Below are 18,894 nucleotides of genomic sequence, written 5' to 3'. Positions count from 1 at the left end.
CGTTATGGATGACGCGCCTGAGCGTACAGGGAGGTATTTACAGCGACTTTTCGTTTTTGCCCGCTGTCAGCGACTTCACTGAAGCTGATACAGACCAAACTCCTCCCAAACACCTCTCCGGAGGTGTTTTTTTTGCACTGAAATACATTATCACTGTAACAGCGCGTTATTTTTAACCGGATACGGTACACTCAGGGCAATGACGACCTGTCTATAAGAAAGGATTTCGGGATGAAAAATAACATAAACCGGTTCAGTCACTGGTTACAGGGGATCTTTTCCCTGTTTTTGCTGCTTTTTGCGGTAACGGCGGCGGCTCAGACGGAAACATTTCCCCGTATGCAGGGATCGGTTACCGATACCGCCGGATTGCTGACTGCATCTGAGCGCAGCAGTATTGAGCAGAAACTGAATGCACTGCGCGAGCGGACCGGTACGCAGATTGCGGTACTGACGGTGAATACTACCGGCTCGCGCGATATTGAAAGTTATGCGGAAAAAGTCTTTAACCAATGGCGGTTAGGTCGTATCAATATTGATGACGGTATTTTATTGCTGGTGGCGTCAGATGATCGCGCGATGCGGATTGAGGTCGGATACGGACTGGAAGGGGCGGTGAGTGATGCGGTGGCAAATCGTATTCTCAAGGATTATTTCATTCCGAATTTTAAAATGGGAAATTATGCCGGTGGTATTAATGACACCGTCGATGCCCTGATTGCCAGAGTCCGCAATGAACCACTGCCACCGGTCACCACTCCGGCATTCTTTATTGCCAAACAGGCAGGGCCTGTCGGCTGGATTGATATTGTGCTTGGTGCGGTACTGGCCGCGAGTGCATATCTGTGGGGCGCTTTCCTGTATGGCATGGTGAAACGCTTTAAGCTGAAAGCGGCAATTCCGATCGCCATTATTCTTTATCTGACCTGGTACGCCGGCGGCTTTAATAATCCGGCCGGAAACGGTATTCATTTCGGGGAAGATTTTCTCTACACAGAATTACCGCGCTGGAGTCAGTTCCTGTTCCTGCAGATTCTGCCGTTCTGGCTGGTGATAGTGCTGACATTCACCATGTTTATCGCGGCCTTCTTCTTATTCCTGCTCACTCTCGGCGGATTGTACTGGATACTGACGAAAATTGTCCGGCCTCAGAAACTGCGGGTTTCAATCTGTGTCGGCTTTTTATTCGGCGGATTTGCTTTTATTTTCGGATTACTGTTTTCAGAAGGTAGCCTGGCCGCCGGTGTGGTGGCGGGAGCGGGATTCGGCATGTTTGTCGGGATCGGACACTATTTCGGTTTTGTCACTGTCGGCGGAGGCGGCGGTGGTTCAGGGCGCGGCGGCCGTGGCGGGGGAAGCAGCGGCGGCGGTTACAGCGGCGGCAGCCGGAGCAGCAGCCGATCCTCATCCGGAGGCGGCGGACGCAGCGGCGGCGGCGGGGCATCCGGGCGCTGGTGATCTGACAGGATATGGCGCACAAAAAGTGTGCGTCATTTACTGCGTAAAAAAGCCGTGCAGAACGGACGCATTTCACCTATTATAGCCGCCTGAGATAGGCTCCCGCTGTTTCAGCTATGATTCACGACCTATTTTGTTACAGAGAAATTGCCCGGTACGGCGTGTTGTGCCGAAAACACATATCTATAGCAAAAGGTATTTAAGATGTATTATCCGCTAGTCAGGAAGGCCCTGTTCCGCCTTGATCCGGAACGCGCCCACGAATTCACCTTTCACCAGCTTAAACGTCTTTCCCGCTCTCCTTTCCGTTTTCTTATTCAGCAGCATGTCGCCACCAAACCCGTTCAGTGCATGGGACTCTCTTTTAAAAACCCGCTCGGATTAGCCGCCGGTCTAGATAAAGACGGTGAATGTATTGAAGCATTTGATGCAATGGGTTTTGGTTTTGTTGAAGTCGGTACGGTCACACCGAAACCACAGCCGGGAAATGATAAGCCGCGTCTGTTCCGTATTGTCGAAGCAGAAGGGCTGATTAACCGGATGGGATTTAATAATCTCGGAGTGGATAACCTGGTTGAGAATATTAAACAGGCCCGTTTCGGCGGTATTCTGGGAATTAATATCGGTAAAAATAAAGATACACCGGTTGAACAGGGAAAAGATGACTATCTGATTTGTATGGATAAAGTGTATACCCACGCCGGGTATATCGCTGTTAACATCTCCTCACCGAATACCCCGGGATTACGGACGCTGCAATACGGCGATATGCTGGATGACCTGCTGTCAGCAATAAAAATAAAGCAGCAGGAACTGCATCAGAAGCACGGAAAATATGTGCCTGTCGCGGTAAAAATTGCCCCGGATTTAACAGCAGAAGAATTAATTCAGGTTGCTGACAGCCTGGTGCGTCATAATATTGATGGTGTGATTGCCACCAATACCACATTAGACCGCTCATTAGTGCAGGGATTAAATCACTGTAATGAAACCGGAGGATTAAGTGGCCGCCCGGTGCAGAGTAAGAGCACCGAAATTATCCGTTTATTATCTAAAGAGCTTAACGGGAAATTACCAATCATCGGTGTCGGCGGAATAGATTCACTGGTTGCCGCCCGGGAAAAAATGGAAGCGGGTGCATCATTGATCCAAATCTATTCAGGATTTATCTACCACGGGCCCAAATTAATTAAAAATATTGTAAATTGCCTGTAATTTTCACTATTATTCCTGTCAGGGGGTTTATTTTTCCCCCTGTTTCTTTTATATTTTCAGATGTTGCCTGAAAAATTGTCACTGACAGGCAATGCACGTTAAAGTAAACAATCACTTTTAATTATTTTATTTAATGTGTAGTGAAAATATAAATCGCTAATCAGGTATTAGCCGGGAATGTGATCAGATGAAAATAAAACCTGACGATCAATGGCAGTGGTATTACGATGATACGCATGAGCGTATTATGCTGGATCTTGCCAACGGAATGGTATTCCGCTCCCATTTTGCACCACGCCTGCTGGCGCCGTACGCACGGTGTCACAGCCCGTTTTCTGTTGATGATGCCGCATTATTTTTTATCTTTGAAGAACAGATTAAAAAATTAGATATTCCGGCACAGCAGTGTGCTGAGTTAACACTGAATGCGTTAATTGCATCGCGTTTTTTAAAGCCGCAAATGCCGAAGAGCTGGTATTTCTCATTGTTCTGCGCAATGACAAAACCGGAGCAGGGGCAGCTGGTTGAAGTGGTGGCGGATAACAATCGTCAGCGCAGCAACTTTATTGTGGCGGAAGCAGGGGACAGTGCCAGTTTATGTCTGCTGGTTGATCCGGTACTTGAATTACACGATCGGAGCATGTGCTTTTGTGATCCGATAAAGATCATGAATGATCGTTTATTACCGAGAACCCCGGTAACACGGAGTTTATTAATGGGCAGAGCTGTCTGAGGCTGTCCGGTAAACGATCATAATCAGGATCAGATAACGTTATATAACCCCGGCGGATCCTTATTATTAATAAGTGATCAATTCAGCCGGAAATACCCCCGGTAGTTTATCTGCCGGGGGTATTTTTTTACCGGTTATTCGTGACGGCCGGTTATGCGTGACGAATAATAATATTGGTTTTCGGAATACAACTGCATGCCAGAATATCGCCGTTCTCTTTTATCGCCCCGGCTTTCAGCGGAGTCACTTCGCCGGAGACCAGTGTGACTTTACAGCAACCGCAGACACCGGCACGGCAGGAATACGGAATATTGACCTGATGGCCTTCCAGCTGCTCCAGTAAGACGTGCTGATTATTCACCGGGTACAATTTTCCGTTGAATGTCAGTTCCAGTGCTGCTTCCGGTTGTGCGGGGGCAGCCTGCACCTTTTCCACTTCCTGTTCCTGATACTGACGCGGCTCACGGATCTCCAGTATGGTGACGGTATCACCGACCTGAATCACACCGCTGTTGCGGGCAATGGCATTCATGCCGAAATCCACATCATCATTATCTGCGGCTTTCCGGAAGGTTTGCAGGGTGTGAAACGGCTCCATTTCCGGGTGTTTAATCCCTTTATCTGTACTGACGGTGGTGAGAATACAACGGCTGCACGGCTTTTTCAGATCAAACACCACATCACCGATCTGAATGGTTTTCCAGCGGTCTTCCGCAAACGGCTCCGCACCGGTGACAATAATATTGCCGCGGAACTGCTCGATTTTAATGCCGGCATCGCAGCGGCGCTGAACCTCACGGAAAGAGGCTTCATTGACCACCAGATAAGGATAACCGTCGGCAAATGACACGGCAGTATCCGGGAATTTTTTTACTCTGCGGGTGGATTGCGGACTGAGCCAGCGCAGCTGTACCGGGATATCAAAGAACTGACACAGCCACTGATTGATTTTTTCCGGCGCAAGCAGTGAGGTGAAATGGTTTCCCCAGACTTCGCATGGCAGATGATCGGGGCGGAAATCCTCAAACAGGATCGTGGCGCCGCTGCCTTCCGGGCTGCGCAGATAAATCCCGTTACTCAGCAGCACCGGGGTAAACAGCACCATCTGCGGGTAACGGCGGGCGGTAATAAATTTTCCGGTCTCGTCCGTTATCATAAAATTGCGGTCAAAGCCCAGCCCGGTTTCCCCGGCATGACTCTGTGACTGGCGGATGCCCTTCATTGACTTTACAGGAAAGGTGTATAAACGGGAGAGTGTGATGGGTGTTGTCGTCATTGTTATCCGTTCTTTTCGTTATTATCAGTAATACCACAATGGCATCCCGGTTTATCCGGAAAAAGGTGAACGTCAATTTTATGATTTACCGCCCGGATCCGCTATAATGCGCTCCAATTTTTTATTTCAACGGTAAACCATGATGAACGCGTATTTTGCCAGCACCGCCCGCGGGCTCGAAGAACTCTTAAAAAATGAATTAGCGACACTGGGCGCTGAGGATCTCAGTATTACGCAGGGTGGCGTTCACTTCCGGGCGCAGCCGCGTACGATGTACACGTGTCTGATGTGGAGTCGTCTGGCATCCCGTATTTTATTACCGCTGAATGAGTTTAATGTCTATAGTGACATGGATCTTTATCTCGCGGTACAGTCCGTTGACTGGCCGTCAGTGTTCTCCGCTGACAAGACATTTGCCGTGCATTTCAACGGAACTAACGATGAGATCCGCAACAGCCAGTACGGCGCACTGAAAGTCAAAGATGCTATCGTCGACAGCTTTACCCGCAAAACCGGCACGCGCCCGGATGTGGCGAAACAGCAGCCGGATATCCGCATCAATGTCTATCTCAATAAAGAAAAAGCCTCGCTGGCGATCGATCTGAGCGGGGATTCCCTGCATATCCGCGGCTACCGCGAACTGGCCGGTCAGGCGCCGCTGAAAGAGAACCTGGCGGCGGCGATTATTCTGCGTTCCGGCTGGCAGAAAGAGACCCCGATGGTTGATCCGATGTGCGGCTCCGGCACCCTGCTGATTGAAGCGGCAATGATTGCCTCTGATTGTGCACCGGGCCTGAACCGCCACCACTGGGGTTTTGAAGCCTGGGGCGGCCACGATAAAGCGGTCTGGGAATCGGTCCGTGCCGAAGCCCGTGAACGTGCCAATGCCGGCCTGGTCAGTGCAACCGCGCGCTTCTTCGGTTCTGATACCGATAAACGTGTGCTGGATATGGCCCGTGCCAACGCCCGTCGCGCCGGGGTGGATAAACTGATCACTTTCCAGCAGAAAGATGCCACCAAACTGGAAAACCCGCTGCCGGAAGGCCCGAAAGGCACCATTATTTCCAACCCGCCGTACGGCGAGCGTCTGGAGAGTGAACCGGCGCTGATTGCCCTGCACAGTGTGTTTGGCCGTGTGGTGAAAACCCGTTTCCCGGGCTGGCGTCTGTCATTATTCAGTGCTTCCCCGGAACTGCTCAGCAGCCTGCAATTGCGTGCAGAGCGTGAATTCAAGGCGAAAAACGGCCCGCTGGATTGTGTGCAGAAAAACTATCAGTTAAGTGACACACCACCGGCAACAGCGCAGGATATCGGGGCGGACTTTGCCAACCGCCTGCGCAAGAATGAGAAAAAATTAGCAAAATGGGCGAAGCAGGAAGGCGTTGAATGTTATCGCCTTTATGATGCGGATCTGCCTGAGTATAATGTCGCGGTTGACCGTTATGCGGATTATGTGGTGGTGCAGGAATATGCACCGCCGAAAACCGTGGATCCGAACAAAGCGCGTCAGCGCCTGTTCGATGTGATCAGCGCGACACTGGCCGTGCTGGAGTTACCGGCGCACAAGCTGATCCTGAAAACCCGTCAGCGCCAGAAAGGCAAACAGCAGTATGAAAAACTGGCGGAGAAACAGAACAGCTTCCAGGTGAAAGAGTATAACGCACAGTTATGGGTTAACCTGACTGATTACCTGGATACCGGTCTGTTCCTTGATCACCGTATTGCCCGCAAAATGCTGGGACAGATGAGCAAAGGCAAAGACTTCCTCAATCTGTTTGCCTACACCGGCTCGGCAACGGTTCACGCCGGTCTCGGCGGCGCGCGCAGCACCACGTCTGTGGATATGTCACGTACTTATCTGGAGTGGGCGGAACGCAACCTCCAGAGCAACGGCCTGAGCGGCAGACAGCACCGTTTAATTCAGGCGGACTGCCTGAGCTGGCTGGCACAGACCCCGGAACAGTTTGATCTGATCTTTATCGATCCGCCGACGTTCTCCAACTCCAAACGGATGGAGGACACCTTTGATGTCCAGCGTGATCACATTGATCTGATGAAACATCTGAAACGTATGCTGCGCCGCGGTGGTACGCTGATGTTCTCCAACAATAAACGCGGTTTTAAATTAGATCAGGACGGTATGGATGCACTGGGGCTGGTTGCTCAGGAGATCACCGCCAAAACACAGTCACAGGATTTTGCCCGTAACCGTCAGATCCATAACTGCTGGCTTATCCGCCATGCAGGCGAGGAATAACAGAAATTATGTCGTTGATTAATATGGCGGGCGCCTGGCTCGCATTCAGTGATGCTCCGCTGCTGGAAAATGCGGAGATGCATATCGAAGAAAATGAGCGTGTCTGTCTGGTCGGACGCAACGGGGCGGGAAAATCCACCCTGATGCGTGTGCTGACCAAAGAGCAGCCGCTGGATGACGGTACGGTTATCTATGAACAGGATCTGATTGTTGCCCGTCTGCAGCAGGATCCGCCGCGTGATGTGGAAGGCACGGTGTTTGATTTTGTTGCCGAAGGGGTGGCAGAGCAGGCACAGCATATCAAGGCGTTCCATCAGATCTCAAAACTGGTCGAAAGTGATCCGAGCGATAAAAATCTGTCAAAAATGGCGGAACTGCAGGAGATCTTAGACACTCAGAACTTATGGCTGCTCGACAGCCGGATTGCGGATGTGATCGCACATCTGGAGTTGCCGGCAGATGAAAAATTATCTGCACTGTCCGGCGGCTGGCTGCGTAAAGCGGCACTCGGCCGTGCACTGGTCAGCGGACCGAAAGTGCTGTTCCTGGACGAACCGACCAACCACCTGGATATCGAAACCATCCAGTGGCTGGAAGGCTTCCTGAAAAACTTCAGCGGCAGTATTGTCTTTATTTCCCATGACCGTTCATTTATCCGCAATATGGCGACACGGATTATCGATCTGGATCGCGGAAAATTGGCCTCCTGGCCGGGCAGTTATGATGATTATCTGGTGGCCAAGGAAGAAGCGCTGCGTGTCGAAGAGATGCAGAATGCGGAATTTGACCGCAAACTGGCGCAGGAAGAAGTGTGGATCCGTCAGGGCATCAAAGCCCGCCGCACCCGTAACGAAGGGCGTGTTCGTGCCCTGAAAGCGCTGCGCAGCGAACGCGCGGAACGCCGCGAGGTGATGGGCAAAGCGAAAATGCAGGTGGAAGAGGCGACCCGCTCCGGCAAAATCGTCTTTGAAATCGATGATATCAGCTATGGTATTGACGGTAAGAATCTGGTCAGTCATTTCAGTGCTCAGGTAAACCGGGGGGACAAAATTGCCCTCGTCGGCCCGAACGGCTGCGGTAAAACCACGCTGCTGAAACTGATGCTCGGTGATTTACAGCCGGACGACGGCAGTGTACACATCGGTACCAAACTGGAAGTGGCTTACTTCGACCAGCACCGTGCAGCGCTGGATCCGGATAAAACGGTGATGGATAACCTGGCGGAAGGCAAACAGGAAGTGCTGGTCAACGGCAAACCGCGCCATGTGCTCGGCTATTTACAGGAATTCCTGTTCCACCCGAAACGGGCGAGAACACCGGTGCGGGCCCTGTCCGGCGGGGAGCGTAACCGTCTGCTGCTGGCAAGATTGTTCCTGAAACCAAGCAACCTGCTGATCCTGGATGAACCGACCAACGACCTTGATGTCGAAACACTGGAACTGCTGGAAGAGCTGGTGGATAACTATCAGGGCACTGTCCTGCTGGTCAGCCATGACCGTCAGTTTGTTGATAACTGCGTGACTGAATGCTGGATTTTTGAAGGCAACGGCACCATCGGGCGTTATGTCGGCGGTTACTTTGATGCTCAGCAGCAGCGGGCACAGGTTCAGTCGCTGAAAGCCCCGGCGGAGAAAGCAGCGAAACCGGAAGCGGCGGAAGAAAAACGTAAAGATAACATTAAAAAAGCAAATACATCTGCAAAATTAAGTTATAAATTACAGCGGGAACTTGAACAGCTGCCGTCATTGCTGGAATCTCTCGACGAGGAAATTCAGCAACTGCAAAGTCAGGTCAGTGCGCCTGAATTCTTTAACCAGCCGCATGATGAAACAGATAAAGTGCTGAAGCTGCTGGCAGAGAAAGAGCATGCGCTGGAAGAGGCGTTTGAGCGCTGGCAGACGCTGGAAGCAATGCAGAGCGGGAACTGATCCCGCCTGTGATTTTGGAGAAATAACGAAACAGTGTGTGCTCATCATTCACATGATTCAGTCACGGTGCTGTGTCCGCAGTGCGACCTGGTGGTGGAAATCCCTGAGCTGGAACGGGGAACCAAAGCTGAGTGTCCGCGCTGCCACACCCATCTGGCCGCCCGCTGGCGTGAACCGCGCCGCCAGCCGCTGATGTATGCCCTCAGCGGCCTGGTGATGTTTGTGCTCGCCGGAATGTTTCCGTTTGTCTCGATGAAAGTGGCGGGTATTGAAAGCGAAATCACGCTTTATCAGATACCGTCTGTAATGTTCGGGGATAACTACGGCGAACTGGCACTGTTCTTCATGGGATTTGTGCTGGCGGTGCCGGCCTTCTGCCTGTTTGCTATTACCTTACTGTGCAGCGGGATCCGCCTGCCGCCCTCGCTGGCCATCCCGGTCACGCGGTTGCTGTTCCGGCTGCGTGCCTGGTGTATGGCGGAGATTTTCCTCGCCGGTGTGCTGGTCAGCTTCGTAAAACTGATGGCATACGGGGATATCGGGCTGGGCGTGAGTTTTCTGCCTTATTGTCTGTTCTGCGTGATGCAGGTGCGGGCGTTTCAGTGCCTGGATAAACACTGGGTCTGGCAGCGGATTGCACCGCGTCCACCGCTGCCGGTGGCGCTGGAGGCAGGAAAAGGCGGTTTGTGTCAGGGAGTACGGCTGTGCGGTACCTGTCAGGCGATTCTGCCGGCAGATATGCATGAGTGTCCGCGCTGCAGCAGCCGGGGTCATGCGCGGCGGCCGAACAGTTTACAACTGACCATGGCGCTGCTGTTTACCTCCGTGATTTTATATATCCCGGCAAATCTGATGCCGATTATGATCACCGAATCGCTCGGCAGTGATTTCGGCTCGACCATTATGGCCGGGGTGATTCTGCTGTGGGGGGATGGCTCTTATCCGGTGGCGATGGTGATCTTTATCGCCAGTATCATGGTGCCGAGCCTGAAAATGCTGGCCATCGGCTGGCTGTGCCTGGATGCGAAAGGTCATGGCTGGCGTGATCCCGGCCGGATGCACTTTATTTATGAAATCGTGGAGTTTGTCGGACGCTGGTCCATGATTGATGTGTTTGTGATAGCCGTACTGGCGGCACTGGTGCGGATGGGGCGTCTGATGAGCATCTATCCGGATATTGGTGTGATTTTATTTGCGATGGTGGTCATTCTGACAATGATTGCCGCCGAAATGTTCGACCCGCGCCTGACGTGGGATCGGCTTGAAAAAAAACGGGCGGAGAGTGCTAAGGAGCCTCAGGTTGAACGATAAAACTGATGATTTGACAGAAGCGAAGGTCAGCAAACTGAAAAGCTGGTCACCGGTCTGGATAATTCCCATCGTCACGGTACTGATTGGTGCCTGGATCCTTATCAGCCACTTTCGCGGGCAGGGACCGGAAATCACCCTGATCACCTATAACGCGGAAGGGATCGAAGCCGGTAAAACCAAAATCAAAAGCCGCAGTGTGGATGTCGGCGTGGTTGAAAGTGTCATGCTGGACCAGAGCTACAGCCGCGTGATCATCAAGGCCCGCCTGAATGCAGAAATGAAAGACGTTCTGCGCAAAGATACCGTTTTCTGGGTGGTGAAACCGACGGTCGGCCGTGAAGGAGTCTCCGGGCTGGGCACACTGCTGTCCGGGGCATATATTCAGGTGCAGCCTGCCAATACCGGCGGCGAACGCCGTGAATTTGAACTGCTTGATTCACCGCCGCTGGCGTCTCCGGATGCCAAAGGGATCCGCGTGATATTAACCAGTCAGCAGGCCGGACAACTGAACCCGGGCGATGCTGTGCTGTTCCGTGGTTACCGTGTCGGTTCCGTGGAAACGGCAGAATTTAATCTTGATGAGCGTGAAATGCAGTACGAGCTCTTTATCAACGCACCTTATGACAAACTGGTGACCACCAACGCCCGCTTCTGGAAGGACAGCGGTATTGCCTTTGACATGTCCTCACAGGGCGTGAGTGTGCAGGTCGGTTCGCTCTCCACACTGTTCAGCGGCGGCGTCAGTTTTGATGTGCCGGATGGCTGGCAGCCGGGTGAGGAAGTGAATCCTAAGACCCTGTTTAAGCTGTTTGATAACCAGAAGAGCACGCAAAACTCACTCTACACCGAATATAAAAGTTACCTGCTGTTCTTCTCCGACTCCGTGCGCGGCCTCTCTCCGGGTGCACCGGTGGAATTCCGCGGTATCCGTCTCGGTACAGTGGCACAGGTTCCGTTCTATGCCAAAGGGCTGGGACAGACATTTGACCGCGATTTCCGCATCCCGGTCCTGATCCATATCGAGCCTGAGCGTTTCGAGAAAGACGTGGGTAAAGATTTCAAACTGGCACAGGAACTGGAAACCGCATTACAGCAGGGGCTGCGCGCCTCACTGAAATCCGGTAACTTACTGACCGGCGCACTGTATGTCGATCTTGATTTCTATCCGGAACAGCCGGCGTGGAAAGCGCCGATGAAAATTGCGGATTATGACATTCTGCCGACCACCAGCGGCGGCCTGGTCCAGCTGCAGCAAAAAGTACTGGCGGCGCTGGATAAAATCAACGGTATGCCGATTGAACCGATGATGAAACAGGCGACAGAAACACTGCGTGCCAGCGAAAAAACCATTGCGGAAGCACAGAAAACACTGTCTGAGCTGAATGTGTTACTCAGCAGCAAAGAGTTCAAAGCGCTGCCGAAAGATATGCAGGCCACCCTGCGTGAACTGAACCGCAGTATGCAGGGTATCCAGCCGGGATCACCGGCGTACAACAAACTGGTTGATGATATGCAGCGTCTGGATCAGGTTCTGCGTGAATTACAGCCGGTATTGCGTACCCTGAATAACAAGAGCAATGCTCTGGTCTTTGAAGCCGCGCCGCAGGCGGATCCGCAACCTAAGAAGGCGAAGAATTAAGATGAAGAAACTGACAAAAGCACTGGTATTCCTGGGCGTTTTTGTACTGGCGGGGTGCAGCAGCACCCCGGTCAAACAGTATTATCAGTTGCCGGTGGTGGCGGCTGCGGACAGCAGCAGTGAACAGACAAGCTTCCGCAGTACCGGCAGTGACAACCGCCATCCGCAGTTATGGATCCAGCGTATCACGCTCGGGGACGTGCTGGGGAATGCCGGGATTGTCTATCAGACCAGTGATGTGGAATACAACATCGGCAGCACTAACTTATGGGCCGGCCCGCTGGAGCAGCAGTTGCTGGAGGTGATGACGACGGAACTCAGTCAGGCACTGCCGGACAGACTGGTTTCGGTGCAGCCGCTGGAAAGCAAACCGGATACCCTGACTGTCACGGTCACCGGCTTCCACGGCCGTTATGACGGTAAAGTGATTGTGGCGGGCAGCTGGATTTACACCCACGGTGACGCGGTTATCCGCCATCCGTTTAATCTGGTACTGGAACAGGCGGAAAACGGCTATCCGGCGCTGGTACGGACGCTGGGTGAAGGCTGGGCGCAGGTATCAAAATCGGTGGCTGACGAGCTGCGTAAGTAACTGCTGATTTACTCTCTGCACCGGATGTGCAGAGAGTAAATTGTCATCAAAATGACAAATTTGTGAAACACGCCACATTAATCCGCTTAATCTGCTGATCGCTAAAACGATTCTTATTCCGTCTGATATATCCTTCTGACTGCCTTTACTGTCCTTTGAAAACTAATAATCTGATTACGCTGGTAAAATAACAGCCCTGTTTTTATTGTGTATTTTTATGAAAAGCGGGACTGACACACCCTGAATCTTCTTTACTTGCAAACTCTGCCCCGAAAGCGTATTCCTATTATGGGTTGAATAAAAATCAACCTGTTTTCAGCACTGAATAACATGAGGGAAGTAACGGCATGAAAAGACAAAAGCGTGATCGTTTAGCCAGAGCATTAACCAAAGGTTATCAGGCGGGTATTTTAGGACGTTCTAAAGAGAGTTGCCCGTATCTTAAAATTGACGAACGTTCTCATTGGTTGGGAGGCTGGCGCGAGGCCATCGATAAAAGGGCGGTCATTGCGTAACCCGGTTTGAAGGATAAAAAACCTCCGCATGCGGAGGTTTTTTACGGATAACACCACGGCAGGAAAGATTAAAACGCGCTGGTGTCTTTGAAAAGACCCACTTTCAGATCTGTTGCGGTGTAAATCAGTTTATCATCAACAAAGACTTCGCCGTCACCGATGCCCATGATCAGCTTGCGGTTGATCACTCGCTTGAGGTGGATGCGATAGGTGACCTTTTTCGAGGTCGGCAGTACCTGGCCGGTAAATTTCACTTCACCCACACCCAGAGCACGGCCTTTTCCTTCGCCACCCAGCCAGCCGAGATAAAAACCGACTAACTGCCACATGGCATCCAGGCCCAGACAGCCCGGCATGACCGGATCATTGACGAAATGGCAACCGAAAAACCACAGCTCAGGTTTGATATCCAGCTCAGCTTCGATATAGCCTTTATCAAAATGCCCGCCGGTTTCGCTCATTTTAATGACGCGATCCATCATCAGCATGTTGCCGGATGGCAGCGGCGGCCCGTTTTCACCAAAGAGTTCGCCCCGTCCTGAGGCTTCAAGTTCTTGCTTTGTGTAGGATTCTTGTTTTGCGACCATAACTCAATCTTTGCCTTGTTTATCAGATAGGCTACACAATAGCTTACACTTGTACGCTGAACAAGTCCGATCAGATAAAAATTGTGCTATTTCCACCAGCGGGAAAACCACGAATTTCTTGGTTTATCCTGATTGTTCGCCAGGAAAATCCGATCCTGAATTATAGCTAACAGGTGTTCTCCGGACGGATTACCTTCCTCTTCATAGTACGGCATATTCATCAGGTGTGAGGCCGCCTGAGAGACGTGGCCTGCTGTCCATATGTGGAATTCACCCTGACGTACCGCTTCAACCACATCATCTGACAGGACCAGGTGGCGTTCGTTGGAGGCCGGAATAATCACACCCTGCTTGCCGGTCAGCCCTCTGGCCTGACACAGCCGGAAGAAACCTTCGATTTTTTCATTTACGCCGCCGATGGCCTGCACAAACCCGAACTGGTCGACAGAGCCGGTCACGGCAATCTGCTGGTCAACCGGCTGCCAGGAGAGGGCGCTGATAAGTGCGCACAGCTCGGCCAGAGAGGCGCTGTCACCATCCACTTCGCCGTAGGACTGTTCAAAGACCACGGAGGTAGAGAACGGGAACGGCTGCTCCAGTTTAAGCTCCGCAATCAGGTAAGCCTGCATAATCATCATGCCTTTGGCGTGAATGTTACCACCAAGCTCTGATTTGCGCTCGACATCAACAAACTCACCATCACCGATATGTGCCACACAGGTGATACGGGAGGGCTCTCCGGTCGCTTCCGGGTGTCCCGGATACTGCAGAACGGACAGGCCGTTGATCTGGCCGACAGCGCTGCCCTGAGTCTGGATATACACCTGACCCTGAAGAATTTCATCCAGCCCGCGATCGGCCAGGTAGCCGTGGCGCCAGCTGCGGTTATCTTTGATTTTACGCAGCGCTTCTGCCGTGATGGTATCCGCAGGCAGCAGGGTGGCGGCATCGCGCAGCAGGGTGGTCAGCCATGTCAGGTCGAGCGGCAGGGTCTTTTTATCTTCCTGAAAACGCATCCCCTGACGGAGCAGCTCATACCAGCCGTCAGCACTGAGCGGCGGCAGCTGATTTTGCTTCAGCAGCCCGTTGACAAACTGACACCAGACGGTCAGCTGTTCTGTTTCTTCCAACTGACAATCAAATTCATATTCGCCGTACAGCGCTTCTTCGCTCAGTTCCGGCTCGGAGAGCATAAACTCATCCAGGCTCAGGCGATCGCCCACCACAATGACCCGCAGGTCAAGCGGCATGCTGTCAACCGGGAACGGCAGCGGATGCTGTTCGGTGTGTGCCAGCCAGTCAAAACGCTGTGCGCAGACCATCTGCTTTAAGCGCAGCCACATCAGCGGCTGTGCGAGCAGGCTGCGCAGTGACATGATCAGAAAGCCGCCATTGACCTGATGAATAATACCGGGCTGCAACTGTACATGCTGGTGATGGGTATAAACCTGGCCGAACAGCTGCTCCGGCTCTGTCCAGTCACAGACAGCAAATGGCTGCACAGCACTGAAATGGCCGTTATCCGATGGTGTAAAGACAAACCTGTGATTATCGAAGTGGTATTCACCGCCCATAGTGCGTTTTTGCCGGACTCTGGCTTCCGGCGGCAGTAATTGCGCTATTGTATTCAGGTAACACTCGCTTTCGTCACTTTTGACCAGCATAAAACGGCGTTTTGCCGCCGGATGGCTGAAAAGTGACAGACTTTCCTGTAAACGCGGCTGCACGATATCGGCCTGCTGAGCAGGCAGTTCAGAGGCGGTTTGCAGGATGGTGTGGTAACTGTTTTCATCAGGCAGTAATGCCTGCCAGGTCAGCTGTTTAATATTCACTCGGTATTGTCTGCTTTTGATAATGTCGGATTTAATCGTTGCGGCAGGATCTGGTGCTCTCCGCAGTGTGCGGTTATCAGCACCGCCTATTGAATAGTAACGAAAATAGCGGGATATTGTAGCGCGTAAGCAGGCCGGATAGCTATCCTCGCGGCGTTTATTTTTACCCGTTCTGAACGGAAAGAATTGTGCAGAGGAGCGGTTTTTTACGGGGAATATTGCTATGCTTATGTCAGTGTTACCCTGTCACTGAGAAAAATCATGAAATATCAGCAACTAGAGAATCTTGAATGTGGCTGGAAGTGGGCATATCTGGTCAAAAAACACCGCGAAGGTGAGGAAATTACCCGTTATACGGAAAAAAGCCGGGCTGAAGAGGCTGTGGCGCAGTTACTGAAACTGGAGTCACATCCGGTAAAAGTGACGGCGTGGATACAAAAACATATGGCACCGGGACTGGCGAACCGGATGAGTCAGACTATCCGCGCACGGCGCAAGCGGCATTTTAATGCTGAGCAGCAGCATACCCGCAAAAAGTCGGTTGATCTGGAGTTTCTGGTCTGGCAGCGGCTGTCGGCGTTATCACAGCGGCGTGGCAGTACCTTATCGGACACGATTGTGCAGTTGCTGGAAGATGCGGAGCGCAAGGAAAAGTACGCGACGAAGATGACATCGCTGAAGGAAGATTTGCAAAGCCTGCTGGGAACAGACAAAAAATAAACCCCATCCGGAGATGGGGTTTATACAATTCATTGCATCATGCAACCGAATTCAGAACTTACTGAGCAGCCTGCTGAGAGACTTGTTCAGTTACACCCTGGATTTCGATTTCAACACGACGGTCTGGAGCCAGACATTCGATCAGAGCAGCGCGCTGTTTGATATTGTCACATTTGTTGCCAGTAACAGGATCTTCTTTACCGCGGCCTTCTGCACGGATGCTGCCGGCAGGGATGCCTTTAGCGACCAGGTAATCTACAACGCTCTGTGCACGTTTCTGAGACAGTGGCAGGTTGTAGTTCTGGGAACCGATGCGGTCAGTGTAACCGATAACCAGGACGTTGCCCTGAGTCGGATCGATTGACGCCAGTTCGTTGAACAGCTGGTTCAGAGCTTCCTGACCTTCAGCTTTCAGAGTAGATTTGTTGAAGTTGAACAGAACGTCTGAACGCAGGGTGAAACGTTTGTTCTCAACAACTGGTGCAACAACCGGAGCTGGTTCTGCAACTGGTGCAGCAACTTCATCCTGGCCGAAACGGTAAGCAACACCAACACTCAGCATGCCGTTATCAGGACGTGCCATAGTGGTTTCTTTATCGCCGATGTTGTTGATCCACTGATATTCTACGCGAGCTGCGATATCACGGGTGATTGCGTACTCAGTACCCAGTGCAAACAGCGGAGAAACGCCAGTGTCGTTGTTTTTGTAACGCTCACCATCGATAGATGCGGTTGCATCTGCACGCCATACCATTGCACCCAGACGGGTATAAATGTCTAAGTCATCCATTACCGGATAGCTCAGTTTGGTAGTCAGCTGAACGCCCTGTGCTTTGAATGCGCCGTTGTTACCGTCGCCTTTGTAAGGCATACGACCTAACCAGTCATAACCTAATTCAAAGCCCATGTACTGGTTGTGCTGATAACCAGCATAGATACCAGCGCCGAGCTGATCTTTATGAACCGGACCAGTGTTGCCTAAGCTTTCACCGTCAAAACCAGTACCGGTGTTCTGATACTGAGACCAACCTAATTTACCACCGGTATACCAGGTATTGTCTTTTGGAGCTGCCTGCGCAACGCTTGCGAAAGCTGCCACTGCCACTGCTACTGCGATAGCTGTCTTTTTCATTTTACGCCTCGTTATCATCCAAATTGGCTCTGGCTTAATAGCCTTATTATCGCCTTTGGTTTTTAAAAATAGTCAGGGATTATGTGCGCTATTTAGTAAATAGCTCCCAACAGGGAATTTTAAGCACTACCTTAACGGTGTAAAGTCTACAGCGAACTTTAAAAGTTACAAGCCTGTCCTGCGGAATTCGACTAAAAAAATGTAAAAAACTGTACTGATTCATAAACATACAAAATAGTCAATTTCTTTGGATATTTAGCTTAACGCGTTGAAATAGTGTAATTTTATTAATTAAGCAGAGCAAATGATACGGGCATGTAAAAAAGTCTGAGAATATTCTTAATTTTCCTTAATGATAAGGGAAAGAGTGAATTTGTAATGTATTCAGTTGTCGTGCAACAGGTGCACTGTCATGATGCCATTCCTGCGGACGCATAATAAAACCAAGGCTGCCGCCCTGTTCCGCAGCGCGCTGTAACCGGGCATTTTCCTGCTCAGTCAGTACCGGCAGCCAGCCCAGAACCACACTGTAGTTACTGCTGGCGAGCGCTTTCTCCATAGCGGCAACACTGTTGATTGCCGGGATGCGGGACAACTGCATGATTTTATCACCCGGCAGCTGATTCTGCGATAACCAGGTGCGGTTGAGTTTTGCACCCGGAGAGAGCCATAACAGCCAGCGGGACTCCCCGGCAAGCTGACGTAATAAAGGAAGCAGGATATGGGTCAGGACGATATCATTATTGCGATAAACCAGTTCGCTGACCATTCCGTTCAGATGGCGTTCCCCCGCAAGGGCGGGTGACACAGATGCCGGTGTAACAGGGACATATTCCCGGGTTGCCTGCTGGCGCATAGTTAACCTCACATAGTGATACTGTATATGTGTACAGTATAATCCAATTCCGCTCAGATCAAGTAAATTTTTTCCATACAACTCGCAAAATTCAGGTTTGCCGGATGCAAATACGAATTTATCGTTGGCAATCGGGGAAACATTCCTTATTTTGTGGCGACAGCTGAGCTCAGTCAGGGAATGACACAACGATACGTTTAACCTGCTTTCAAAGGACTGATAATATGAAGGATTATTTGAAATTGTCAGATGTTCAGTTTGATCGTCTTCAATACAGCACACAGCCGTTCGGCCGGATCCGCCTGAAATCACAGTTCGGGTGTATGGGATTATCCATTGACCGGGTCACTTTCGCACTGATAGCCAACAGCCAGCTCTGGCTGAAAAGCACAGAAGCCACCCGCGAACTATTCTGTCGCCTGGACCTGAATGACCGGTTCACCTATCCCAAGCGGATCCTGCCGATGCGGATTAACTACTATCGCGTACCGGATGCGGTATGGCAGTGCCCTCAGCAGTGTGAGTTTCTTTTTTACCAGACCTATCTGCATGCACGGGAACATGCACAGTCACGTCAGCAGCTGCCGTCGCGGATTAAAGATCTGCCGAATGTAGACAGAGCACTGGAACGCCGCTTATGGCAGGCGGGGATTCGCCGGGTGGATGACCTCTATTTACTGGGAGCCAAAGCGAGTTTTCTGAAGGTCAAAGCGCGGCCGCAGAATGAGCTGAAATTATTGTTTGCCATCGCGGGAGCCATTGAGGGGTGTCACAGTGCGGTATTACCGAAGGCACTGCGGGAGGATCTTATTCACTGGCACGGTCGGCTGAACTAAACGGTAC

General features: G+C 51.5%; 16 protein-coding genes. 11 read left to right on the top strand and 5 right to left on the bottom strand.

Annotated features, from left to right (window positions below):
• Nucleotides 1–231: 231 nt before the first annotated feature.
• The 3 genes from AB7038_RS09005 (at nt 232) to AB7038_RS08995 (ending at nt 3,406) form a co-directional block, all read left to right on the top strand.
• Complete coding sequence (locus AB7038_RS09005; RefSeq protein WP_369453162.1) at nt 232–1,458, top strand: TPM domain-containing protein; 1,227 nt, start codon at nt 232–234, stop codon at nt 1,456–1,458.
• A 204-nt stretch (nt 1,459–1,662) separates the two neighbouring features.
• Entirely contained in the window at nt 1,663–2,673 is a 1,011-nt protein-coding gene (pyrD, locus tag AB7038_RS09000; protein WP_004235854.1) for a quinone-dependent dihydroorotate dehydrogenase, read from the top strand.
• Between the two features lie 187 nt (nt 2,674–2,860).
• The gene (locus tag AB7038_RS08995; protein WP_004235855.1) at nt 2,861–3,406 is read left to right on the top strand and encodes a cell division protein ZapC; all 546 of its coding nucleotides are present in this window, start codon (nt 2,861–2,863) and stop codon (nt 3,404–3,406) included.
• 151 nt (nt 3,407–3,557) lie between these two features.
• Here the strand turns inward: AB7038_RS08995 and AB7038_RS08990 are convergent, their stop codons facing one another.
• Complete coding sequence (locus AB7038_RS08990; protein ID WP_440590464.1) at nt 3,558–4,628, bottom strand: MOSC domain-containing protein; 1,071 nt, start codon at nt 4,626–4,628, stop codon at nt 3,558–3,560.
• Between the two features lie 196 nt (nt 4,629–4,824).
• On the opposite strand from AB7038_RS08990, the gene rlmKL reads away from it, so the two are divergent.
• The 6 genes from rlmKL to rmf all read left to right on the top strand — a co-directional run bounded on the left by rlmKL (nt 4,825) and on the right by rmf (nt 12,924).
• Nucleotides 4,825–6,939: a bifunctional 23S rRNA (guanine(2069)-N(7))-methyltransferase RlmK/23S rRNA (guanine(2445)-N(2))-methyltransferase RlmL gene (gene rlmKL, locus AB7038_RS08985; protein WP_368888833.1), complete on the top strand. Its 2,115-nt coding sequence runs from the start codon at nt 4,825–4,827 to the stop codon at nt 6,937–6,939.
• 8 nt (nt 6,940–6,947) lie between these two features.
• Nucleotides 6,948–8,867 carry an ABC transporter ATP-binding protein gene (locus AB7038_RS08980; protein ID WP_369453160.1) on the top strand — a complete coding sequence of 640 codons (1,920 nt, stop codon included), beginning with the start codon at nt 6,948–6,950 and terminating at the stop codon, nt 8,865–8,867.
• Nucleotides 8,868–8,900: 33 nt separating this feature from the next.
• A complete protein-coding gene (gene pqiA, locus AB7038_RS08975; protein ID WP_368888683.1) occupies nt 8,901–10,178 on the top strand; it encodes a membrane integrity-associated transporter subunit PqiA in 1,278 nt (425 codons plus the stop codon).
• Nucleotides 10,168–11,817 (top strand): intermembrane transport protein PqiB, encoded by a 1,650-nt coding sequence (gene pqiB / locus AB7038_RS08970; protein ID WP_369453159.1) that lies wholly within the window; start codon nt 10,168–10,170, stop codon nt 11,815–11,817. Before pqiA ends, pqiB begins: the two co-directional genes overlap by 11 nt.
• Nucleotide 11,818: 1 nt before the next feature.
• Nucleotides 11,819–12,409 (top strand): membrane integrity-associated transporter subunit PqiC, encoded by a 591-nt coding sequence (gene pqiC, locus AB7038_RS08965; RefSeq protein ID WP_153641877.1) that lies wholly within the window; start codon nt 11,819–11,821, stop codon nt 12,407–12,409.
• Nucleotides 12,410–12,756: 347 nt separating this feature from the next.
• On the top strand, nt 12,757–12,924 hold the full coding sequence (rmf, locus tag AB7038_RS08960; RefSeq protein WP_015422581.1) for a ribosome modulation factor: 168 nt from the start codon (nt 12,757–12,759) through the stop codon (nt 12,922–12,924).
• Between the two features lie 68 nt (nt 12,925–12,992).
• Here the strand turns inward: rmf and fabA are convergent, their stop codons facing one another.
• The gene (gene fabA / locus AB7038_RS08955) at nt 12,993–13,511 is read right to left on the bottom strand and encodes a bifunctional 3-hydroxydecanoyl-ACP dehydratase/trans-2-decenoyl-ACP isomerase (RefSeq protein ID WP_025155194.1); all 519 of its coding nucleotides are present in this window, start codon (nt 13,509–13,511) and stop codon (nt 12,993–12,995) included.
• 86 nt (nt 13,512–13,597) lie between these two features.
• Nucleotides 13,598–15,343 (bottom strand): AAA family ATPase, encoded by a 1,746-nt coding sequence (locus tag AB7038_RS08950; protein WP_369453158.1) that lies wholly within the window; start codon nt 15,341–15,343, stop codon nt 13,598–13,600.
• A gap of 261 nt (nt 15,344–15,604) precedes the next feature.
• Here AB7038_RS08950 and matP point away from each other — a divergent pair, with 261 nt between their 5' ends.
• A complete protein-coding gene (gene matP, locus AB7038_RS08945) occupies nt 15,605–16,063 on the top strand; it encodes a macrodomain Ter protein MatP (RefSeq protein WP_015422583.1) in 459 nt (152 codons plus the stop codon).
• A 58-nt stretch (nt 16,064–16,121) separates the two neighbouring features.
• Here the strand turns inward: matP and ompA are convergent, their stop codons facing one another.
• Nucleotides 16,122–17,195, bottom strand: a complete 1,074-nt coding sequence (ompA, locus tag AB7038_RS08940; protein ID WP_108657483.1) for a porin OmpA — start codon at nt 17,193–17,195, stop codon at nt 16,122–16,124.
• 349 nt (nt 17,196–17,544) lie between these two features.
• Nucleotides 17,545–18,051 (bottom strand): SOS-induced cell division inhibitor SulA, encoded by a 507-nt coding sequence (gene sulA / locus AB7038_RS08935; protein WP_369453157.1) that lies wholly within the window; start codon nt 18,049–18,051, stop codon nt 17,545–17,547.
• Nucleotides 18,052–18,275: 224 nt separating this feature from the next.
• Here sulA and AB7038_RS08930 point away from each other — a divergent pair, with 224 nt between their 5' ends.
• Complete coding sequence (locus AB7038_RS08930) at nt 18,276–18,887, top strand: TfoX/Sxy family DNA transformation protein (RefSeq protein WP_369453156.1); 612 nt, start codon at nt 18,276–18,278, stop codon at nt 18,885–18,887.
• Nucleotides 18,888–18,894 lie beyond the last annotated feature (7 nt).

Source organism: Morganella morganii (genome assembly GCF_041099235.1).
GTDB lineage: Bacteria > Pseudomonadota > Gammaproteobacteria > Enterobacterales > Enterobacteriaceae > Morganella > Morganella morganii_E.
This window is presented reverse-complemented; position numbering and strand designations above follow the sequence as displayed.